General features: G+C 44.4%; 12 protein-coding genes and 1 pseudogene. 2 read left to right on the top strand and 11 right to left on the bottom strand.

Annotation, left to right across the window (positions count from 1 at the left end; all coding sequences use genetic code 11):
* Positions 1-293 precede the first annotated feature (293 nt).
* The 9 genes from J6I44_RS13665 to J6I44_RS13625 form a co-directional block, all read right to left on the bottom strand.
* Positions 294-662: an L-rhamnose mutarotase gene (locus J6I44_RS13665; protein ID WP_265766707.1), complete on the bottom strand. Its 369-nt coding sequence runs from the start codon at positions 660-662 to the stop codon at positions 294-296.
* Between the two features lie 57 nt (positions 663-719).
* Positions 720-2,009, bottom strand: a complete 1,290-nt coding sequence (gene fucP / locus J6I44_RS13660) for an L-fucose:H+ symporter permease (RefSeq protein ID WP_265766706.1) — start codon at positions 2,007-2,009, stop codon at positions 720-722.
* Between the two features lie 118 nt (positions 2,010-2,127).
* A complete protein-coding gene (locus tag J6I44_RS13655) occupies positions 2,128-3,150 on the bottom strand; it encodes a zinc-binding alcohol dehydrogenase family protein (protein ID WP_265766705.1) in 1,023 nt (340 codons plus the stop codon).
* A gap of 86 nt (positions 3,151-3,236) precedes the next feature.
* Positions 3,237-4,016 (bottom strand): SDR family NAD(P)-dependent oxidoreductase, encoded by a 780-nt coding sequence (locus tag J6I44_RS13650; RefSeq protein WP_265766704.1) that lies wholly within the window; start codon positions 4,014-4,016, stop codon positions 3,237-3,239.
* Between the two features lie 199 nt (positions 4,017-4,215).
* Positions 4,216-5,520: an L-fuconate dehydratase gene (locus J6I44_RS13645; RefSeq protein WP_265766703.1), complete on the bottom strand. Its 1,305-nt coding sequence runs from the start codon at positions 5,518-5,520 to the stop codon at positions 4,216-4,218.
* A gap of 350 nt (positions 5,521-5,870) precedes the next feature.
* Positions 5,871-7,757, bottom strand: a complete 1,887-nt coding sequence (locus J6I44_RS13640) for a SusD/RagB family nutrient-binding outer membrane lipoprotein (protein ID WP_265766702.1) — start codon at positions 7,755-7,757, stop codon at positions 5,871-5,873.
* 27 nt (positions 7,758-7,784) lie between these two features.
* Positions 7,785-11,216 (bottom strand): SusC/RagA family TonB-linked outer membrane protein, encoded by a 3,432-nt coding sequence (locus J6I44_RS13635; protein WP_265766701.1) that lies wholly within the window; start codon positions 11,214-11,216, stop codon positions 7,785-7,787.
* A gap of 515 nt (positions 11,217-11,731) precedes the next feature.
* On the bottom strand, positions 11,732-13,465 hold the full coding sequence (locus J6I44_RS13630; protein ID WP_265766700.1) for a RagB/SusD family nutrient uptake outer membrane protein: 1,734 nt from the start codon (positions 13,463-13,465) through the stop codon (positions 11,732-11,734).
* Between the two features lie 36 nt (positions 13,466-13,501).
* Complete coding sequence (locus tag J6I44_RS13625) at positions 13,502-16,654, bottom strand: SusC/RagA family TonB-linked outer membrane protein (protein WP_265766699.1); 3,153 nt, start codon at positions 16,652-16,654, stop codon at positions 13,502-13,504.
* Positions 16,655-16,949: 295 nt separating this feature from the next.
* Between J6I44_RS13625 and J6I44_RS13620 the strand changes: the two genes are divergently transcribed.
* Positions 16,950-18,026 carry a LacI family DNA-binding transcriptional regulator gene (locus J6I44_RS13620; protein WP_265766698.1) on the top strand — a complete coding sequence of 359 codons (1,077 nt, stop codon included), beginning with the start codon at positions 16,950-16,952 and terminating at the stop codon, positions 18,024-18,026.
* Between the two features lie 11 nt (positions 18,027-18,037).
* Here the strand turns inward: J6I44_RS13620 and J6I44_RS13615 are convergent, their stop codons facing one another.
* The gene (locus tag J6I44_RS13615; protein ID WP_265766697.1) at positions 18,038-20,377 is read right to left on the bottom strand and encodes a glycoside hydrolase family 95 protein; all 2,340 of its coding nucleotides are present in this window, start codon (positions 20,375-20,377) and stop codon (positions 18,038-18,040) included.
* 45 nt (positions 20,378-20,422) lie between these two features.
* Complete coding sequence (locus J6I44_RS13610) at positions 20,423-21,994, bottom strand: sulfatase (protein WP_265766696.1); 1,572 nt, start codon at positions 21,992-21,994, stop codon at positions 20,423-20,425.
* Between the two features lie 107 nt (positions 21,995-22,101).
* Here J6I44_RS13610 and J6I44_RS13605 point away from each other — a divergent pair.
* Positions 22,102-22,176, top strand: a pseudogene (locus J6I44_RS13605) (IS1595 family transposase); the annotation flags it as partial.

Below are 22,176 nucleotides of genomic sequence, written 5' to 3'. Positions count from 1 at the left end.
AGCTAATGGCTCATACGTAAATGTTAGTCCTAATTAACATCAATATCTTGTAGAAATCCCAGAGATAACAATACTTGAGCCCTGAGCTTCTACCTTCCATATTAGAAAGTTAATACAATATGGAAAAGACATACCGGAAAAGAAAGCCTTTCATTCCATAATAATATACCCCTGAAATGTTAATTTAATTAATATATAAACCTACTACAGATAATTAAAGTAGGCAATATTAATTTTTTTATAAAAACCAATCCCCATCAATCTAAACCGCGCCTTTTTTCAAAGAACAACCTTTATTCTTCCGCCAATTTAAAGATCCGTTCCATGGGCTTCCATTTCTGGTCGGCAAATGAGTCTTCGTCGGCCTGTTGAAATTTTGAGACGTAAGCTTCCCATTCGGCCTGGCGCGGCTTTTGTGACAGCTTTTGCATAGCCACATCATGATCGAAGTCAGGGACCGTATCCATGATCATAAAGAGTACATTTTCATAAATATAGATTTGCATATCCAGGATGCCTACTTCTTTCATCCCCTGAGTTATCTCTGTCCACATATTTTCAGCCTTGTGGATTTTTTTGTACTCCCGGATTAACTCAGCATCATCTTTTAGCGTAAGCGTTTTACAGTATCGTTTGTAATTACCCTGGTATTCTTTTTCCATCAGTTTATCCTTCGGTCTATTTGACTATCCAATATTTAGTTTGACCTAACACCGTTATTAGGATTCTGCCAGCTGATATTTTTTACTAAGCATACCATAGAAGGCGATTATCACAAAACAGACCAGAGGTACAAAATACGAGAGATGGATGCTCCCGGTCGCATCCGATATCATGCCCTGTACAGCCGGGAGGGCTGCCCCGCCGCCGATGGCCATAATCAGCCCCGAGCTACCAATCTTGGTATCTTCTCCAAGTCCCTGTGAAGCCAGCCCAAAAATAGTGGGAAACATCAGCGACATAAATGCTGAGATAGCCACCAAGGCTATGACTCCCACATATCCACTGCCCAGGATAACGACCAGTGTGCTCAATACGCCGAGCATAGCAGATCCCATCAACAAGTTACTGGGTTTGATATATTTCATCAGGTAGGTATTGACAAACCGAAATAGTGTAAAGACAATAAGGGCTGCAATATAATAATTCGATGCCCCCGCTTCTGCCAGGCCTAACTCATCCATCACATAGCGGATAGTAAACGACCATACGCAAATCTGGGCACCTACATAGAAAAACTGGGCCACTACTCCCAGTACATAGCTCTTCTTTCGGACCAACCGTTTTATGGTAGGCCACAAGTCAATACTGGTACTTGTTGTGGATGCCTTGGGCATCTTTGTAAAAGCAATGAGCAGCCAGATTCCCAGCAGCACAAAACCCAATGTTACATAAGGACCCATAACGGCGCCCAGCTCGGCCTGTTGGATACTCTGTAGCTGCTCGGCCGACATGGCGGCCCGCTCTTGCGCTCCGCTGACATCCAGCTGGGATAGGATGTAGAACTTACTAATCACCACTCCGGATATAGATCCAATAGGATTGAACGACTGCGCCAGGTTTAAGCGCTGTGTGCCCGTCTTCTCATCCCCCATGGCGATGATGTAGGGGTTACAGGCAGTTTCCAGAATAGCTAATCCTCCGGCCAGGATGTATAAAGATCCAAGGAAAAGTCCATACTGCATAGCGATACTGGAAGGATAAAATAAAAGCGCGCCGACTACATATAAACCCAGTCCCAGGAGAACACCTGACTTATAAGTAAACTTTTTGATAAAAACCGCAGCAGGAAGTGCCAGACAAAAATAGGCCCCATAAAACGCAATCTGGATCCACGAGGTTTGAAAGTCGGACATACTCATGATGCGTTTAAATGCCGCCAATAGTGTATCTGTGAGATTGTTCGCCAATCCCCACATAAAGAACAGGCTGGTAATCAGGATAAACGGCACAATCGGGGCCTTTAGCCCAGAGCTTATTGATGAAGAAAACTGCTTTGATTCAGACATAAAATTTATACTTGTTAATCGTATTTAAATGAAGTTCCCCTTCCCCTTAAAATCCAAAAATCGCTTACAATAATGATTCCATATAGTCGAGACACCAAATGATTTATCCTTTTGTTGACTACGTGATTTCAAGTATGGCTTTAATAACCTTTGACTTTGGATTCACCCACTGGTCAAATTCATCAATCATCGTATCCATAGACGCCCGATGTGTAATCCAGGGATCGGTGCTAATTGTACCTTCTTCTATTGAGCGGATAATCTGTTTAAAATCGGCAGCCAGGGCATTTCGACTTGCCATCAGGGTCAGCTCTTTCTTATGAAAACTGGGGTCATGAAAAGTTACATTTCCCTGGAAAAGTCCGATATATACAAGGCGCCCACCATGAGCTATCAAATCAAACGCATGCTCCATCGACTGCTTGTTGCCCGTGGCGTCCAGTACTACGGAAGGTAAACTTCCGTCAAAAAGATCCTTCAGCTGTTCTTTGGCATCCTTATCAGTAGGATCAACCCCACCGGCCAAGGCAAACTGCTGCTGACAAAAGGCCAGCCGGCCAGGATCAATCTCCATAACGGCCACATCGGCTCCCGCTGCTAAGGCAAACTGAATAGCTCCAAGACCAATCGGGCCTGCTCCTATCACAAGCACATTGTCTTCTGAATTGACGGCTGCTCGATTTACCGCATGGCAGCCGATCCCTAAAGGCTCAATCAAAGCCAGTTGATCGTATGTTAATTGGTCAGAAGGGTACAAAAATTTGGCCGGGAACTTAAAATATTCTCGCATCCCGCCGTCTTCATGGACCCCAAGCACCGACATGTTTTCTGCACAATTGGGCTTACCCTGACGAACCGCCTGATCAGCGGGGTTGTACCGATAAGGCTCAACCGAACATTGGTCTCCAACCGAAACGTTTTCTACCTCCGACCCTGTTTCCACCACTTCTACGCCCAGTTCATGGCCTAAAATTCGGGGATAGCTAAAAAAGGGCTGTTCTCCGGCGTAGGCATGCAGATCAGTTCCACAAATCCCCACGCGATGCACCCTCAACAAAGCTTCATTTGGCTCTAAGTTGTTGTCAACATTTTTTTCGACTTGTTGAAAATCCCCTGGTTCTTGTAGAATGATACTTCTCATCAAATACGAGATATTGTTAAGCGATTATTTTTGTTAGATATTGGATAGATGAGGGATAGATATATTCACTAATTAATTACTTACTATCAGGTATTCAACCTGATAAATCCACCATCAATAGGGTAGTCGGTACCGGTTATAAATCCAGCCTGGTCAGAACATAGATAAAGCACCAACGCAGCAACTTCATCGGGCTGCCCCATACGACCTATGGGTTGGGTCTTTGAGAGTTCTTCAAACATTTCATCTTCGCGACCGGGATAGTTGTCTTTTAAAAAACCATCTACAAAAGGGGTATGAACACGGGCAGGAGAGATACAGTTACAGCGGATATTATCATTCACATAATCTTTGGCCACGGAACGCGTCATGGTCAATACCGCCCCCTTACTCATGGAATAGGCAAACCGGTCTTCGATGCCCACGGATGAAGCAACAGACGCCAGGTTTAGAATCACCCCGGCCCCTTGGTCGAGCATGTAGCCTATGGCGGCATGCATACAGTTATACACCCCTTTGACGTTTACGTCGTAAATACGATCGAAATCCTCTTCGCTTGTATCTTGTACATTCCCGACATGAGCGATGCCTGCATTGTTAACCAGGATATCAATGTCTCTGCCTCTGCTTGTAATCTCCGTAAACACTTCTTTCACCTGCTGTTGATCGCTCACATCACAAAAGTGAAAACTGCCGGACAGTCCTTCTGATTTAATGTTTTCAGCAACCTTCTTTCCGGCTTCCCTGTCAAAATCCAAAATACAGACATGGGCGCCGGATTCAGCAAATTGTTCAACAATAGATTTACCAATTCCACTTCCACCGCCGGTTACAATTACCGTCTGACCATCAAAACGTATATTCATAACTCTTCTTTATTTATTTCTTAGATTAACTTCTTTAACGGTTAAAAAAGGGCTTTTGGTCATCCCAGTTGAACTGGGATAACTCTTGCTGTGGTAAGCGTCCACGCTTACCACCCGTTATTTATCTATTTCAAGCGTGGACGCTTGAAATAGCCATAGTTAGTTATCAGTAAAACATCCTAACTGCAAAGACCCCAGTCTATTCAATATTTCTCCATTTAATTCCTTCAGGGTAACTATAATCCTGCAGGCTTTGAGTTTTCATTTCAATACTGTATCCCGGCTTTGCAGGCAGTTTGTAATGCCCCGCCTCAATCTGCACCGGATCCTTAAAATGCTCATGCAGATGATCTACATATTCAATCATCCGGTTTTCTTTGCTTCCACTGATGGCGATATAATCGACTGCCGAAAGATGTTGAACATATTCACATAATCCAACACCGCCGGCATGGGGACAGACCGGGATATCAAACTTGGCAGCCATTAACATAATCGCCAAGTTCTCATTTACTCCGCCGACTCTACAGCTATCGATTTGACAAATATCCAAGGCCCCGGCCTCAATCATCTGTTTGAACATTACCCGATTGTGTGCATGCTCGCCGGTAGCTACTTTAATGGGCCTGATGGCCTTTGCTATCTTTGCATGCCCCAAAATATCATCGGGGTTGGTCGGCTCTTCAATCCACCAAGGATCAAATTCTGCTAAAGCCTTCATATTTTCGATTGCCTCATCTACCTCCCATTTTTGGTTGGCATCCATCATCAGCTTAAGATCCCAGCCAATTTCTTCCCGGATGATAGCAGCCCGCCGAAGGTCATCCTGGAGGTTACTGCCCACTTTCATCTTCATGCAATCCCACCCCTCTTCCAGGGCTTCGCGGCAGAGGTGCCGAATCTTATCATCCGAATAGCCTAACCAACCGGCCGAGGTGGTATAAGCAGGGTATCCGTTTTCAGCTAAATCCTGGATACGACCTTCTTTAGAGCCGACTTGCTTTTTTAGGATTTCCAATGCTTCCTCACGACTCAGAAGATCGGTGATATAGCTAAAGTCGATACAATCCACTAACTCCTCCGGCGACATATCAGCGAGTAATTTCCAGAGCGGCTTTTCCTCAATTTTGGCATATAGGTCCCAGAGGGCATTAACCAAGGCGCCCATAGCCAGATGGATAACGCCTTTTTCAGGTCCAAGCCATCGCAATTGGCTGTCACGAGCTACGGAATGCCAAAAATTACCAAACTGATTTCGTATCTCACTGAAAGGTCGATCTACCACCTGTGCTGCTAGCTGCTGAACAGCCTCCACACAGATATCATTGCCGCGACCAATCGTAAAGGTCAGCCCATGTCCCTCAAGGGCTGTGTTTGTTTTGAGGACCAGGTAGGCCGCGGAGTAGTCCGGATCGGGATTCATGGCATCGGACCCATCCAGATGTTGGCTGGTAGGAAATCGTATATCTTTTACTTCAAATCCTTTTATAATTATATCAGTCATCTGCGCATCATGTCCGGAATTAAATAACCGGCACTTTTTAGAAGTTATTCTTTACTTGGTTTATTTACTCAAAAGAAAGCTTATGAAAAAAGGCACACTTCTCTGATTGTAGAGCTGTACCTACCTGTTCTTTTAATGACTATTAATAAGACTTTTATTGTACTCTTTTGCAAGAGCCTGACATATATTTTTACCTCTAATCCAAAAAATTATTTATAGAGGGCTTTGTTAATTCTAATCCCAAGCCTTCGAAACAGGATGACAAGTCAAGTTTTCCCAAGGCCTCTTATAATAGAAAAGGGAGCCGTTAAAGCTCCCCTTCTTTGAAAAATAACTGTACAAAGTATGCCTTAGTAATTCGGCCCTTCTCCCCAGTCCGGAGCGTTCTGATCATACCAGATGCGCTCGTCATGCAGCGTTTGGGGATTATTCGACCCAGGACTAAAGCCCTGCGCTTCAAGGGCATCCAGAATGTTTTGATAGTTGATGTTGTCCTGTGTAGGCTGTTCAACTACAAAACGACGGGGAATAGTCAGTGCCGCAGGACCATCCTCGAAAGGCACCCGTTCCAGATACTGGCTGTCAGTTTGAGGGATCCCGCTACGCAGTGATGTTACGTAGAGTTGTGTAGGCTCTGCAATAAAGTGGATGAACTGCTGAATATAAATTTTCTCCAGTTGTTCCTGTTGGCTTGAGCCTGCAAGAGAATATGCTTCCCGTGTTAACAAGTCCTGAACCTCGCCCGGCTTCAAGCTAACAGATGCGCCATACTCGGTATCGTAGGGCTCATCATAATACAGAATACCATTCTGGTTGGCTAACCAGTCGTACGTTTCGACCGACTGCCGGATACCTTCCTGTAAATAATATTGCGCGTTATTCGGAAGATTTGCCCCCAGAGCAGCAAATTCTGCTAAATAAAGGTGGGTTTCTGCAGCCGAAAACAGATTATTATGGTAAGGATGGTCTTGTTCATCAATGACGGTTCGTTCCGGGATATCAGGATAGGTTATATCCCTGTTGGTAGCATACAACTCCATTTTATAGTTTGCTTTTGGCTCGTATGTTTTGCTACCAAGCTGCCAGTTTTGGGTGCGGAAGTATTCCTCGGCAACCGTCCCGGAACGAGCGCTATCCGGAGCTACCGGAGCTCCAAAATACCGTACCCATGGTTCGCCCGGTGCTTTCCAGCCTTCAAACACCCGCTGACCATCTACGACCGAGCTTTCTATATATTGCTGGATGTAAGAAGGAATATTGTCTTCTTTACCGGCATCATAGAAGCCCTGAATGACCCGGCTGTTGAAGTCATTTTTGTCGAAAAGGAGCTTCAACCTCGGGTCTTTATTCTCCCGCAAAAAGTTTACCAGGTTACGTGCACCTGGTCCAACTGCTGCTGAGTTGACACTTGTGGGGCCATAAAACTGTACACTACCCTTCCAATTGAAGTTATCCTCTGTTAAAGTGATAGGACCGAATTGATTGCTGGTGACATTCTCAGCAATTTGCAGTGCACGACCTTGGTCCTGATGCAACAGTCTGGTAGCAATCCGAAGCTTCAACGAGTTCATAAACTTCGCCCATTTGGTCCAGTCGCCGCCATAGACGAAATCCTGTTCGCCCAAACTCACTTGGTTTACCGGCTCGCCTTCAAATTCAGGTGTGGATGCCAAAACCTCCAGCGCGCTGTTTAGCTCGCTCAACCAAGTATTGAATAATTCCTCCTGAGTATCCCACTGAGGGGTAAGCATTGGAGGATTGGTATATCGACCCTGCATAGCCTCGGTGTAAGCACGGGCGCCATACACATCCGTGACATGAATACCGTAGTAAATCTGGATCGCATAAGTGATGGCTTTGAGCTTCTCATAACTCTTTTGTTCTTGACCTGAGAGATTTTCATCTACATGATGACGAATCTCAAAAAGGGGCTCCATCAGTTCATACCATTTGCCTATTCGATTCCCAGGGGCCCCGAACTCATTCAACTGACTTCCATTACCTCCGGGACGTACGGATACCTGGCTCCAAGGCAACATATACTGGCTATTATCATAAAACCATTGAGTGTAATGGTCGGGTCCTTGCTCCATCTGCTGTAGCGCAGAGGTAAACAAATAAACTACATCAGGCTCAACAACGGTTGAGGGATCCTGATTGGTCCCTGCAAAATTGCTCCTATCGCAGGCATTAACAAATAGGCCAAGCGTGAGTAATACTAATATTAGTCGTTTCATAATACTTCTGTTTAAAACTGTTAACTATTAAAGGCTTACGTCAAGCGTAAAGAAGATAGACCGTGAGAACGGCGCCGGTGTTCGCTCGAAGTATGAGTAGTCTGAACGATTTCCGCGGAAAGTTTCGGGATTCATATTGTTAGGTGAAGAATTGTACAGATAAAGTACATTTCTGGACTTCAACCCTAACGTAAGATTACGAACTCCTAACTTTTGGGTCAGAGAAACCGGGAGCCGGTAACTTACGCCCAATTGACGTAACGACACATAACTAAGCTCATAAAACCAAGTATCGTTGATGGTTCCATTACCCCATGAATTATTGAAGTAGGTTACGGACGACGCATGTGAAGGTTCCACATATCCGGCTTCGTAGGCCTCGTTGAAGGTCATACCGCTCACATCCTGTTCGCCACCCTGAGGTGTTGTTACCACCGTACCTTCGGCAAACACTCCTTCGGGAATAACACCATCATCATAGGTTCGTCCTTGTGTATCCGAATATTCACTGGTCCAGGTCATGCCTCCATGGTCAGCGTCGAGGTTCTTTGTAGACGATTCAAGAAAACCCCAGGCCGTACCATACCGATTGGTAAACGATGCCACATGTCCACCGAAGCGTCCGTCAATAAGGAAAGAAAGACTCAGGTTTTTATATCGGAATGTGTTTGACACACTACCCAGGAAATCTGGCTGAGTGGAACCTACCTTTTGCACATCACCGCTTCTCTTGTAAAAAGCACTGCGGCTGGTATTATCGTAGTTTAGGATTTTCATTCCATTTTTGGGATCCTCAACAGGCTCACCACTTTCGTTGGTGGCCTGGTAGCGTGCAGGAGCAATGTCAGAAAGCAAGACTCCGTAATCTCCTCCTACATAAGCGGCACTACCGATACGGTAATTCCCGTAGGCAGGACTTCCTGCCAACAGCTGATATGCTCCCACATCCTCATGGAGAGAAATAATTTTATTACGGTTGCGGGTGTAGTTTACGGTCATATCCCAGTCAAAATCACTGGTTCGTACAGGTGTTGCATTTAAGCTAACCTCGACTCCCTGGTTCTGGATATTTCCTGCATTAATTTTCTGTGCCGTCACTCCACTTGTCAACGGCGCGTCAACATTGAGGATTTGATCATAGGTATTTTCTTTATACCAGGTAACATCAAGGCCCAAACGCCGATCCAAGAACTGGATATTAGCCCCCACTTCATAAGAACGCTTTTGTTCTGGAGATAAATCGGGGCTTATGAGAACCCGCTGATTAAAGTTATTGGTATAGATCAGCCCATCCTCTGTTTGTATATTACCGATACCAAAGCCTTGGTTAATGCTGTAAGGATCGGTATCGTTACCGACATGTGCCCATGATGCACGAAGCTTACCAAACGATACCCAGTCTGGTAAATTGAGGGTTTCGTTAAAAATCCAAGAGGCACTTACTGAAGGATAAAAGAATGAGTAATCACCTGCTCCATCGGCATAAACCAGAGCGGATGACCAGTCGTTACGCCCGGTTACATCCATAAATAGCTGATCTTTCCAGGAAAAGCTTAATAACGCATAAAGGGAAGAGATCTGTTTTTCCTGTCCAACCCAGGCCCAATTCGACGTAAGGTCTTTACTATTATCCAGGAAATAACGGCCGGGAACAATCAATCCACCTTCCGTATTGGAACCTGACTCACTGGTCTTGGTGTGGAAGACTTCTCCACCTACCGTTGCATCAAACCCAAAGTCTCCATAATCCTGGGTTATCTGGGTCGTAAGCTTTACGCTTTCCTGCTGCTCGTAATGATGAGACAGCTCATAGTAACCACCTTCATTACGGTAGCCTTGTCCAAGATTTTCTACCTCATTGGTATATTCAAAAACATTCATATTTCCTTCCAGCGTCATACTTAACCAATCGGTAACATCAGCAGTCACTGAAAGTATAGGTCGCCAGGTATTTTCAACTCGTCGACTATTATTTTTATAAGAACTGAACCATAACGAATTTCCCGGTACATAAGCATACTCATCATTGTAAGTAGTGCTGGGAACGCCTCCATGATCAGCTATATACACATCGGAATTTTTATACTTCTCAGTCGAATAGGCTCGATTAAAAGCATAGGCAGTAAAATCGTCCCCAAAGTTTTCGGGTGGATTTTGAGGAATACCACGCGTGTAGTTCATCGATCCCCGAACGGTAAGATAGTCTGTAAAATCGTAACTGGCCTTTAGCATTCCGGAATACTTGTTCAGCTGCTGTGCCGGATAAATACCTTTATTTACATCAATAGAGCTGTTGACATAAAAGGAAAGCTTATCGGCAGCACCGCTCAGTGTAATGTTGGTGCGCGAACTAAGACCGGTATCATAGGCATTTTTCCAGTTGTTTGGATAGGCCTGGTAGGAGGTCATTTGCTCATCGTAACCCTGCACTTGATTCTGTGAATCAAACCTTGGACCAAAATTCAACGTGCTGGCCCCGATTAACGAAGGCACTTGCTGCCCATCCATATCACGATAGTTAAACTGTCCGGTATCAAAACGATGGTAGTCACCATTAGCATCCTGTTCGCCATAGCTTACATATCCAGCGATTGTTCCCGGGCCAAATTCATTCTGCAGGTCGGGCGTGTCATACACATACTTCATGCCTGTTGTCTGGCTGACCTGGATGCCAATACCATTACCCTGCCCACCATCTTTCGTCTCAATAACGACCGCCCCGTTAATAGCACGCGATCCATAAAGAGCCGTAGCAGCCGCTCCTTTAAGAATAGAAACCGACTGAAAGTTATCTGGATTCAAATTCCGCAGCTGGTTTCCCCAGTCAGCAGGGTTCCCGGACCACTCACTACCTCCGGAAGTTTCGTTCTGGAGGATAACACCGTCAACCACAAAGATCGGCATATTATTCGGATCCAGAGTCGAAGCTCCCCGAATAGAAAACTTACTTCCACCGAACATGCCACCGTCCGTACTTGAAATATCAATACCGGCTGCTTTTCCCTGAAGCGCTTCCACCGGATTCATGGCATTGGCTTCGGCTAAATCTTCGCCTCCGACATTCGTGACCGAATATCCAAGGTGTCGCTCATTCCGGTTAATACCAAGAGCCGTTACAACAACCTCTTCGCCACTTACTGCTGCCGGCGTTAGTTGGATATCAATCTGCTCGCGGCCGCCTATTGGAATATTCTGTGTTTGATATCCAATAAAAGAGACAACCAGTGTATCATTCAAAGACGAAACAGAAAGCTCATACTTTCCATCTACATCTGTTGATGTTCCTGTTGAAGTACCCTTAACCAAAATGTTTACACCAGGCATAGTTGATGAGGTGCCCGCATCCGTTACGGTACCTGAAATCGTAGCCTGCTGTGCAAACGAATTGGTTATGATACCAAAGAGCAATGTTACCATCACCCCTATAGCAATTCTAATTTTCTGTAGCTGTTTTCCCATAAATAACTCCAACCCTTTTTGTTTTAGAATGGACTGTTTTTGTACAAATCGAACTTAGAAATAATAAGAAGTAGAAACAAGAAAAAATTTAATTGTGTGCGAGCACATTACGTTTGTGTGCGCACACACTAAATAATGGGCATTTTAGAAATTTTTGTTATTGTTCCTAAAAAAATTTTAAGCTTTTATCAGTTACACAACCTTAGCGACCGAAGGTGTCGTGGTCGAAACACCGCTTTATTCATTGGATGGACAAACCGGCCTTCAATTTCACCGGCTGATGCAACCTATGCAAGATTTATCCCCCGAACATATAGCCAAAGGCGGCGTATATACCGCTATACACACCTTGATCTTCATATTGCAAAGCCTGCGATAAGCCTCTCATTTTTTCAACATCCTCTCAAAATATCTTAACTAAAAAACTCTTGATAATAAAAAGGGGAGCTGTTAAAGCTCCCCCAAACTATAGCTGTACGAAGTATATGTTAGACTTCACTTCTGCTTTTAATTCATTACCAACCCGGATTCTGGGTCAACTGACCATCAGGGTACAAGCCAATTTCACTTGGAGGAATCGGATATAAGTAGTTTTTGTTTTCATCAAACTGCGGGCTAAAACTTAATCCTTGATAGGGCTCTATAAATCCATCCTCATTGGTGCGTGCGAAAGGCTCACCTACAGCATCCGGATATACTTCGGGATTAAACTTTGCTCCCAGCTTTTTCTGTGCTAAAAGCTGTCCTGCTTTCCATCGCATAAGGTCTTCTCGCCGCTGTCCTTCGGCCGCAAGCTCTACTCTTCGCTCTCTTCTTATCTCATCAATAAGAACGGACACCTGCGGTATTTCAGCGATACTGCCGTCAAAGTCGGAATTGGGATCTCGCTGTAACGTTCCCATCACCATATGTGGCATTCCTACTCGGTCTCTGAGCCGGTTGATCGAAATATCCAAATCATTTTGAGTGATAGTACCCAATTCTGCCTTGGCTTCAGCATAGATCAGGTAGATTTCTCCCAACCTAAACAGGTGAATCCCATCGTCTGCTGCACCGGGAACCTGCAGATCCCGGCTTGTATTGCTAAACTTTTTAATGGCATAGCCTGTAGGAAAATTCTGGTTAAAGGGAGGTACCCGCCCATTGTCTTCATTGAAGTATTGGTCGGGATCAGCAAGTCTTAGATCTCCTTTATTCCAAATACTTTGATGCATTCGGGGATCTCTGTTGGCCATTTCATCTTCTATATGATCGTAGTCTGTAGCAGGATCGAACATTGGGCTTAATGAAATTGGGAGGCCGTCAGTGCACAGAAAGTCATCCGCCAGCGACTTTGAAAAGCCCGTCATAGCCTGCAAGAGAATAAACCGCTGTGACCAGTGCGTGATACCTAAATCGGTGGAAAAATGTCTTGCCAAAATAGTTTCACTGCTGACACCGGGGCGTGGAAGCGTAAAATAGTTATAAAAGCTATTATCTGGCCCTCCATCTGTGTGCAAGGCATAGTTTCCTTCATTCATAATAACTTCTGCCGACGCCACAGCCTGGCCCAGCAAATCTTCATGGGGTTCAGACAAGTCGTGATATTTTCTGAAAGTACCTTCAAAAAGCATGGCACGAGCTTTAAAAGCATGAGCGACGAAGCGATCGATATTTTCTTTGTTGCCAACTTCTTGTGGCAAATAATCGATAGCAAAGTTCAGATCTTCAATAATCTTATCAATAACAAAGGCTCTGGGATCTCTCGGCTTATAGATGGCCTCATCTGTTTCACTCAATGCCTCGCTAAACCATGGGACGTCTCCATATTTTTGCACTTTGTCGAAGTACAGGTAGGCTCGGAAAAAACGACCCTCTGCCTCCCATCGATTTTTGGCAGACTCCGGAAGATCCGAAGCTTCTAATTTATCGAGATAGTAATTTACGGTCCTGATATTCTCGAAATCCCAACCTCCTCCATGATAGCCTGGAGGATTGTCGTTGACCGTGTTAGTGCCAAGGGCAAAAATATTGCCATTGCCCCTCGCAATCTGATTGTCGCTGTCGTTATCGTCAGTCCAGATAAAGTCAACAAAACCACGACCTTCTCTTGGGAAGAAGTCGTAAAACTGGTTCGAATAAGTCTCAAAATCACTTTCAGACTTAAAGAAGTTAACCGAAGTTACTTCACTTTCTGGACTTAAGTTTAATACATCACTGCATGATACTGTAACCGAAACTATTAGTAAGAAATAAATAAACTTTTTCATAGCAATATCCCTTTTCAATTTGAGCATTAAAATCTGTTAGAAACTTACATCTATTCCAAGTGATACTGACCGCTGGAATGGATAGCTCTTACCAGATCCCCAGCCATTAAAGCCTCCGGAACTGATTTCGGGATCAAACCCACTGAGAACATTATCCAATTCGAAGAGGTTCTGACCGGTCACATAAACACGGGCAGATTTCAGCAAGGTTTTCTCTAATAAAGAGTTAGAAAAGCTATATGCTAATGTAAGCTGCTTCATTCTGAGATAAGAGAAGTCTTGTAAATATCGATCTGAGGTTGCGTAATTAAAGCCCCCCTGGTTGCCAAGTGCTCTTGGCCAGTAGGCTCCTTTATTGTCTTCTGTCCAATAATCCAAATGATTGACCTGTGGGGTACCATTCTCATTGGGCCAGAAAAGTCCACCATTCAGTGCCAGGTCTCTTTTGGCCACGCCCTGCATAAACACATCCAAAGAAACGCCTTTCCATGCTGCGCCAAGGTTGATACCATAGGTATATCTTGGGATTGTATTTCCAATGACCGTTAAATCTCCGGAATTTCCTACCGTCTGGTTACCCTGGTCAATAATTCCATCCCCATTTTGATCGACGAACCAAACATCGCCGCCCTCAATTTGGAGCCCCGTCCGGTTAGAATAGTCCAAACCAGAGGAGAGATATTCATCTCGGGAGTCGAATAAGCCATTGGTTTTATAGCCCCAAATCTCACCAATTCTTTGGCCCTCGTAGAACGGTGCAGCCAAACTTTTGGTAGGGTTATTATACTTCGTGACCTCAGCATATGAATCTGCAATATTGAAGCCCACGTTATAATTGACCTCACCAATATTGCCTCGCCAGCTTCCTTCAAATTCCCAGCCTTTCGTTACTGACTCTACGGCATTTGATCGGGGAGCCTCGGTACCCAAGGTGGCCGGCACAGAAGAACTGGGGCCCAATTGGTCTGTTACGAGACGCTCAAAATAATCAAATGAGAAATCTAACCTGGAATCAAACATACCCACGTCGACCCCAATATTTTTGGATGTAGCCGTTTCCCACGTCAATGAGCTGCTTACCAGCAGCGGATCCATAACGGATAGTGGTCGGTCCCCTCCCAAAATGGCGCCTGGCCTAAACGCTTCTAATGTAGGCAAATAGGGAAAATTGAGCGTTGATGATGTTTCATCTATAACTGACTGATTACCTAACTGTCCCCAGGAACCTCTTATTTTCAACTTTGAAATTGTGGGTTGCAAGGGTTGCATAAATGACTCTTCAGAAATAATCCACCCTGCAGAAACCGAAGGAAAGAAACCCCAACGATCCTCCGAAGGATACCGTGAGGTCGCATCATAGCGTCCGTTGAACTCAAGCAAGTATCGATCCTTAAGAATATAGTTCAGCCGATAAAAATACCCCTGAAGGGCCCATGAAGTAATGGTTTCGCCGACCGTTGGAGTGGCTGTCGTTAAATTAATTGAAGGCAACTGGTCGGTAAGCAAACTTTGGTTGCCAGAATTTGTGAAGTGAAATTCCTTTTTCTCTTCATTAAAACCAAGAGTAACTTTTATGTTATGGTCTTCCAGGAATTGCTTTTCATACTCCCCATAGATATTAATTGCATAATAATCATTGCGGATATCATCGAGGAACAATGCCGTAGGTGTCGTGTGTGTCGTATTAGGAGTATTAAGTTCACTGGGCCCCGTGTACATCTCTATCCTTTTTCTATGCTGCTTTCTTTCGGATGTAAAGTTATTGTACGAATAGGAACCAGTAATCTGTAACCCTTCGAATGGGTTCACAACAGCATCAAGCGTTACCCATGCATCCGTTTCCGCCATCCTGTCTCTTCCGCCATCTTTTAAAAATGCGACTGTGGAAGGAGTATTTGTTCCATCAGGATTAGTCAAAGGCCTGAAAATGGACTTCCTGGTTAAATCATGCCAAACCGTTCCAATACCAGCATAGTTATAGATTTGATCCTGCTGCGTAGTTGTTAATACGGAATTAACCTTAAATGTCAGCCAATCTGTAGCATCTACATCAAACTTAGCCCTCAGGTTCGATCGATTATAGCTATCATTTCCAAACTTCAAAATACCGGCCTGATCAAGCAGTCCTCCTGAAAGATAATACGTAATATTATCAGTACTTCCACTTAAAGAAATATTGGTCTTTTTGAGCGGACTATAATTTTCAAACACCGTAGCAAACCAGTCCGTATTCCCAAAATATTGGTACTGTGTAGGATCATTGGGATTTATTCTGGCAGACGGATTATTGGCTGGGTCGTTATAATATGCCAGCAACAGAGCTTTTGTCTCTTCATTAAAGGGAGCACCCTGACCTAAATTAGCCGCCTTTTCTTCCCTGAACTGGATGTATTGTCGCGAATCAACTAAATCGGGTATTTCAGTAGGTCGATTCATCGAAAAGCTGGTACTAACATCAACTTTGGGCTTTTGTCCCTTTCTACCCTTTTTGGTTGTAATTAACACAACCCCAAATGCAGCTCGCGATCCATAAACAGCTGCCGCAGACGCATCTTTCAGCACGGAAACACTCTCAACCTCATTAGGATTAAGAAGACTGGGGTCCATTTCCACCCCATCCACGAGCACCAAAGGTTCACCGCCATTAGTAGAAGTAAATCCTCGGACATTAAAAGAAGGTTCTGTCCCCGGTGCGCCATCCGAAAAGTCAATATTAAGATTCGGTATTGCTCCTTGGAGTCCCTGCCCAAGATTCGTAATAGGTCGACTTGCCAGCTTGTCGCTGCCCTGTACCGAAGAAACTGCCCCTGTAAGGTTTTCCTCTTTCTGAGTACCATAACCGACGACGACCACTTCATCACCAGCAACAGCCTGTGACTGCATGACCACATCAATTGTTTCCTGGCCGCTAATTGGTACTTCTTTCGTTTGATAACCGACAAAAGAAAATATCAGCGTATCTTGTAATGAAGGCACATTCAATTCATAATTTCCCTCAACATTTGTTGAAGTACCTATTGATGTACCCTTAACGATTACATTAACTCCCGGCAATGTTTGTGATGCCTCAGCATCAGTAACAGTACCGTTAATACTTACTTCCTGAGCAAGGGAATTAGTAATAATACCAAAGAGCATTATCACCATCACCCCTATAACTGTTCTAACTTTTTGTAGTTGTTTTCCCATAAATAATCCCAACCCTGTTTTTTTAGAATGGACTGTCTTTGTACAAAAGCAACATAGAGATAAAAAGGAGTACAAACAAAAAAATTATTGTTTTGTGTGCGCACACACGTAAAATGTGTGCGCACACAACTCATTCAGTAACATTTATAAATTGCTGTTTTTATTCCCAAAAGATAATTAGTTTTTTATCATTCAACTGGTTAGAAGAACCAACAGTTATTAACAAAAGTCTTTTTTTCGATGGGAATGCGTCCTCTTTAAAGAAAAATTCATTGTATATTTATCAGGATTAATTATGGGAAAAAATCAAAATATCCGTATTAAAGATATCGCCAGAATGGCGGGGGTTTCGGTAGGTACCGTGGATCGTGTGATCCATGATCGGGGCAATGTATCATCCGAATCCGAACGCAAAGTTAAAGCAATTCTCAAAAAAACGAACTATTCCCCGAATCCAATTGCGCAAAGCCTGGGAGCAAAAAAGGAGTACCAAATCTCTGTTATGCTTCCGAATCCCGAGCAGGATGAATACTGGGAATTATCGAACAAGGGGGTTTTACAAGCCCAGAGAGAGTGGAAGTCCTACAATATTGATATTAACATTAACAATTTTGATTTAGAACGTTCGGAATCGTTTTCTGAAAACATCCAGAAACTCCTTGAAACCAAACCCCATGCCGTACTTACGGCTCCTATCTTTTTTGACGAATCTATCACCTTCTTTGAAAAACTGGACGAAGTTGATATTCCCTATATTCTTGTTAATACCGAACTTAATCCCCAAATAAAGAAGTACAATCCACTCTGCATCATAGGTCAGAATCACCATCAAAGTGGACGTGTTGCAGCGGAGCTAATCCACATTTCACTACACGAACCAGGCCAGCTTGCCGTAATGCACATACATGAGAATGTAGAAAACTCCATCCATCTCAAAGAAAAAGAAGAGGGGTTCAGAAATTATTTTGCAGAATTTGGGAATGATGATTTCGAAATTTCGACGTTCTCCTTTCTGGATGAGAAGCGATCATTCGAGGAGCAAATCGGAGAATGCATTGCCCAGCAAGACCTAAAAGGAATTTTTGTACCAACCTCTTCGGGAACTTACCTGACAGCCCGGGCACTGGGCAAGCACCATAAACAGCAAACAAAACTGGTTGGGTACGACCTGCTGGAAGAAAATATCCATTTTTTGAAAGCCGGGACCATTGATTTCTTGATTAATCAGGATCCGCGCCATCAGGCACTGCAGGGATTACGCTACTTGGTCAATCACCTGTTGCTAAAAATCCCACCCCCAACCGATGATCTGCTTCCACTGGATATTATTACTCGTCAAAACTATACTTCCTTTTTAAATAATCATAGCTAACGGAAGCTATCTCAATCAAATAGCTGCTTAGTTACTGTTGTCGGACTGCCACTTTGCAGCTTTATCTCAACTGTTTTTCCCTGATAATGGAGGTTATATAATCCTTCTTGATCAGCTGTCAAAACGGCCTCTTGCAACACACTATTTTTCCAGGTAATATCAACAGTAATACCTCCGCGGGCACGGAGTCCCTGCATGTTGCCAGCGCTCCAAGCTTTAGGCAAGGCCGGCAGAAATTCAATATAGCCAGCGTGAGATTGCAATAGCATTTCAGCAATACCTGCAGTACCTCCAAAATTGCCGTCAATTTGAAAAGGTGGATGGGTATCAAAAAGGTTGGGGAGCGTTGACTTTCGAAATAGAGCCAACAAGTTCTCATGTGCTCGCTCCCCATCATGCAGTCGGGCAAAGAAATTGATAATCCAGGCGCGGCTCCATCCGGTATGTCCGCCTCCATGCCTCAACCTTCGATCAATGGTTTCTCCTGCGGCCTCAAAAAGCGCGGGGGTTTCGCGGGCATTGATAGCATCTCCCGGATACAATGAGTAAAGGTGTGAAATATGACGATGACCGGGATCCACCTCTTCAAAGTCTTCATTCCACTCCATAATGGTTCCGTTTTTGCCAATCCGAACCGGTGCGAGGTTTTCTTTTAGCGTTACAAGTGTATCACGAAAGGCCCCATCCTGGTCCAGCTTCTTAGAGGCTTCAATGGTAGCAGCAAAAAGTTCATGCAAGATTTCCATATCCATCGTCGGCCCCATAGTGATACTTGCTTTCTGTCCATCTGCGGTGATGTACTGATTTTCGGGAGACATCGAGGGACCGGTCACCCAATGGCCGGTTTCCGGATCTTCGACCAGGTAATCCACAAAAAAAGTGGCTGCTTTCTTCATTTGGGGATAGGCCCGCTCTTTTAGAAAGTTTTCATCTTCTGTGAACTGGTAATGATCCCAGAAGTGCATTGCAAGCCAGGCTCCGCCCATGGGCCAAAGCCCCCAATAGGTTTGGCCAATCGGATCGGTAAAATGCCAGACATCCGTTGTATGATGCACCACCATGCCACGGCTTCCGTAGGTTTCTTCAGCCGTTCGGGCTCCTCGTTTATTCAAGTTCTCTACAAAATCGAACAGGGGTAGCGTTGTTTCCGAAAGATTGGTCACATCAGCAGGCCAATAATTCATCTGCAAGTTAATATTAGTATGGTAATCGGCATTCCAGGGCGGAGCCATACCCTGAGCCCAAATACCCTGCAGGTTAGCAGGCAGCGAACCCGGGCGTGAACTGCTAATCAACAGGTAGCGTCCATATTGGAAATACAGTTCGCTCAAATGGGGAGCAACGCCACCCTCTTTGACCCTGTGTAACCTGCGGTCGGTTGCAAGTTCGTCCACGGGATCAGGCGTAACATCTAAAGTAACCCTGTTAAATAGTTGCTGATAATCTTTGACATGCCGCTTTTTTAACTCGTTATAGGAACAGGAACTCGCTTCTTCCATGCGATTCTGCGTTATCGCATCAGGATCTCCACCCTTGTAGTCTGTTGCGGCCGTTAATAAAATTATAACCTCATCTGATTTGGTCACTTTTAAGGTTGAATCTGTGGCTGTTACTGCCCCTCCTTTGCGAGTTACCTTAAGGCGCGCCGTGTACCGGACGCCCTCACCTCCTCCGACATGCTCTTGCATTATAATTTTATTTCCGTCCACAGTTACTTTTTCTCCAGCACCGGGTCTGTTTAATTTGATACGGAATGAAAGTGCCTCCTGCTGATCAGCCGTAATTTTGATCGCCATCAGCTGATCCGGGTTACTGGAAAAAAGCTCTCGCTTGTAGGTAATACCTTCTTTTTGGTATTCCACTTTGGCCACAGATTTATTTAAATCAATTGCACGCCGGTAATGCTTAAAAGCGGTAGAGTCTCCAAAGTCCAAATATAAATTGCCCAACGTTTGATAGGTATGCGTTCCACCTTCCAGCCGTTTACCCATAAGCTTTTCTTGGGCCATTTTTTCTGCGGCAACATATTCTCCCGAAAACAGCAAAGTTCGCACTGAATCCAGATAAGTTTTGGCCTCCGGATTACCTCTCTCAATGGGATGCCCGGTCCATACACTTTCCTCGTTTAACTGAATCCGTTCATGATGAACACCGCCAAATATCATTGTTCCCAGACTGCCATTGCCAATCGGCAGGGCTTCCGTCCACTGCTGAGCGGGTTCATCGTACCAGAGACGGAGATCCTGGGATTGTGCGTTGATGTTACTTGATCCATAGAATAATATAATCAGGACCATCAAAAAACGGCGACTGGCTCTTGACATCATCTTTTCTACTGTGTTTGGATGCATAAAATTTTTAGCGATAAAAAAACAAGTCAGACCTTGTAAGCTTGCTCATTCAGCAAAACTGAGAGCCGGTACCGGCTTGCCCGTCTGTCGAGATATGGGAAGCTGTGCCCCAACCTCTTCCATCCATTCCTTCATCTTCTCCGCCAAAGACTGGGCTATATCCGGATTTTGACTAATCATATTATTAGACTCACCAATATCTGTTTCCAGGTTATAGAGCTCCCAAATTTGTCCATTATAAAAATAGATTAACTTCCATTTACCGTTACGAATAGCCGTAAAGGGGTCATATCCCGGTCCATCCGGCCCCCACTTGTGTGGATAATGCCAGAATAATTTTCTTTGCTCATCCGAGGGTACTTTATCCTGCAATAACGGTATAAAACTCTGTCCATCTGTTGAAGAATTTTCGGGTACATTAACACCGGCAAGTTCAAGAATAGATGGATAAAAATCTTCCGAGATGACTGGTGTATCGTTTCGGCTTCCGGCTTTTATCGGAAATCGGGTTTGTAGCGCCTGTTCTTTTGACGTTTTAGCCCAGGCCACGATCATGGGCACCCGGATACCACCTTCATAGGCAGATCCTTTGCCACTACGCAAAGGCTTATTATGGGTATTAGCCTCCGTACCCATCGGTGTTTCTCCACGTGCATGTGCACTCAGGCCTCCATTATCTGACATAAACAGGATGATGGTATTCTCTGCTACACCTTCTTCTTCCAGATTCTGCCATATTTTACCAAGGCTTGTATCCACTCCTTCGATGAGAGAAGCATATTGGGCTTCTGTAGAATCGATCCCCTCATCCAGATAGTCCTGAAAATATCGTTTATCTGTCATAATCGGGGTATGCACCGCGTAATGGGCCATGTTAATAAAGAAGGGCTTACCATCAGCAACAGCCTGGTCCACAGCCTTGTTGGCTTCAATAGTCAATGCTTCGCTTAAAAAGGTATCCGAATCATAATACTGCTCAAGTCCCGGTACGCCCCAAGGCGAATCGGGGCGTTCATTGCCGTACTTATCTTCCGCCAGATAACTGCCCGGAGCCCCCGCCGCATGCCCTGCAATATTTACATCAAAGCCTAACGTCTTGGGATTCGCTCCTTCAGTATCTATAGCTCCAAAATGAGCCTTTCCTGCGTGTATAGTACGGTATCCCTGCTTTTTTAGCAGCATCGGCAACAGCATGGAATCGGGCTGTACGCCCTCCACTTTCCAGTTATTCGGTGATCGCAACGGGTAGTTCCTGGATGCTGTTTCTTGCCTGGTAACATCATTTCGCAATGTCCAGTTGGTAATATTTGACCGACCCGGATTTTGACCGGTCATGATGCTGCTTCGCGTCGGTGTACACACCGGGCTTGCCGAGTATGCATTTGTGAATAGCATCCCTTGATCTGCCAACCGCTCCATATTTGGAGTATGATACTTCTTGTTAAAAAGGGTGGTGTCCCTATAAAAAGGGACCGACGTGTCTTGCCAGCCAAGATCATCTACAAAGAATAATATGATATTTGGTTTTGATGATGTATCAAACTGTTTATTTGCATGCTCTGAACACCCAACAACCATCAATACGAATACAGCAAAAAGCCAAATTTTATTTATCATAATCCTAATTTTTGAATAAAGTTTGCAGCGGTTACGGTCAAGAGGTTATTAATTTGGGTCTAGTGAAGCATAGCATATTATAAAAGTTTGTAACATATTGCTATGCAATGAATAATAAGTATTATAAGCGTTCAAAAATTTCTGAAGCTAAATTTCGGCAACTGATCCGCTATTTTGCGATG

The organism is Fodinibius salsisoli, assembly GCF_026229185.1.
Lineage (GTDB): Bacteria > Bacteroidota > Rhodothermia > Balneolales > Balneolaceae > Fodinibius > Fodinibius salsisoli.
Note: the sequence above shows the minus strand (reverse complement) of the source record. Positions and strands in the feature narration are given on the sequence as shown.

What these genes read in the sequence shown, in the direction of transcription:
- J6I44_RS13665 (WP_265766707.1), bottom strand. Translation starts at nt 662, where the DNA reads ATGGAAAAAGAATACCAGGGTAATTACAAACGATACTGTAAAACGCTT.
- fucP (WP_265766706.1), bottom strand. Translation starts at nt 2,009, where the DNA reads ATGTCTGAATCAAAGCAGTTTTCTTCATCAATAAGCTCTGGGCTAAAG.
- J6I44_RS13655 (WP_265766705.1), bottom strand. Translation starts at nt 3,150, where the DNA reads ATGAGAAGTATCATTCTACAAGAACCAGGGGATTTTCAACAAGTCGAA.
- J6I44_RS13650 (WP_265766704.1), bottom strand. Translation starts at nt 4,016, where the DNA reads ATGAATATACGTTTTGATGGTCAGACGGTAATTGTAACCGGCGGTGGA.
- J6I44_RS13645 (WP_265766703.1), bottom strand. Translation starts at nt 5,520, where the DNA reads ATGACTGATATAATTATAAAAGGATTTGAAGTAAAAGATATACGATTT.
- J6I44_RS13640 (WP_265766702.1), bottom strand. Translation starts at nt 7,757, where the DNA reads ATGAAACGACTAATATTAGTATTACTCACGCTTGGCCTATTTGTTAAT.
- J6I44_RS13635 (WP_265766701.1), bottom strand. Translation starts at nt 11,216, where the DNA reads ATGGGAAAACAGCTACAGAAAATTAGAATTGCTATAGGGGTGATGGTA.
- J6I44_RS13630 (WP_265766700.1), bottom strand. Translation starts at nt 13,465, where the DNA reads ATGAAAAAGTTTATTTATTTCTTACTAATAGTTTCGGTTACAGTATCA.
- J6I44_RS13625 (WP_265766699.1), bottom strand. Translation starts at nt 16,654, where the DNA reads ATGGGAAAACAACTACAAAAAGTTAGAACAGTTATAGGGGTGATGGTG.
- J6I44_RS13620 (WP_265766698.1), top strand. Translation starts at nt 16,950, where the DNA reads ATGGGAAAAAATCAAAATATCCGTATTAAAGATATCGCCAGAATGGCG.
- J6I44_RS13615 (WP_265766697.1), bottom strand. Translation starts at nt 20,377, where the DNA reads ATGCATCCAAACACAGTAGAAAAGATGATGTCAAGAGCCAGTCGCCGT.
- J6I44_RS13610 (WP_265766696.1), bottom strand. Translation starts at nt 21,994, where the DNA reads ATGATAAATAAAATTTGGCTTTTTGCTGTATTCGTATTGATGGTTGTT.